The 976-nt window shown below is 30.6% G+C and carries 1 protein-coding gene; it reads left to right on the top strand.

All coding sequences use genetic code 11. The annotated features are described in order from the left end of the window. Positions 1-976 (top strand): RNA-guided endonuclease InsQ/TnpB family protein (locus Q9306_RS24495; protein WP_306203235.1); only part of this gene is annotated, 976 nt, incomplete at both ends.

Here is a 976-nt window from a genome sequence, read left to right as displayed (position 1 = left end):
CTATGCATTTCGATACGCTATTTTTCCCACACCTGAACAAGTAACGAAATTAGAAAAATCGTTTGGATGTGAACGAAAAGTGTATAACGAATATGTCTCTGGTTTGTATGAATATTTAGAATCTATCGGTTTTGAAAGTGGATTTATTCGTTATAAAGTTCCGAATTATACAACGATCACGGTCAAATATGATTATTTAGATAAAAGTAATGATTCTTTTGTTTATAATGACGCAAAAATGAGATTCCAGGCAGCTATTAAAAAATATAATGAAACCTACGCGAAACAACCTATTCAATATAAAAAGTCGGTTCGTAAAAAGATAAAAACAATAGGTTATGTTCCTACGTTGAAAGACATAAAAGGTATGCCTAAATTCCATAGTAAAAAACAAGGGAAATTAAGCTATACTACGAATCAAACCAACGGAAACATAAAAATTACACAAAAAAACGGTTCTTATTTTTTATGTATTCCAAAGTTTCAAGAAGGTATTTCTATTCATCTACATGGAGAATTACCGATTGATGGAATCATTAAAAAAGCAACAATTAAGCGAGAAGGAACAAAATATGTTGTTTCTCTTTCTGTTGATTATTTTTGTCCAAATGAAAAACAAGTAGAATTCGTGATTGCTGACGAAGTAATTGGACTAGATTACAGTCAAAGCGAATTGTATGTAGACAGCGAAGGACGAACAGCTCAGTACAGTCGGTATAACAAAATCATAGAAAAAAGGCAACGAAGAATCAATAAATCCTTAGCTCGCAAAAAGAACAATGCAAAAACAGATGAAATAGGAAATATCGTATATAGTAAAAATTATGAAAAGCAAGTGAAAGAATATCAAAAAGTAACAACAAAAGCAAAAAACCAAAGAAAAGATTTTCTACACAAGAAAAGTAATCAGATAACCAATGATTATCATGCCATTGTTGTAGAAGATTTGAACTTAAGTAACCTTGCACAATGTTTG

Origin of the sequence: Bacillus multifaciens (assembly GCF_030756675.1) — a bacterium.
Taxonomy (GTDB): Bacteria; Bacillota; Bacilli; order Bacillales; family Bacillaceae_G; genus Bacillus_A; species Bacillus_A multifaciens.
This window is presented reverse-complemented; position numbering and strand designations above follow the sequence as displayed.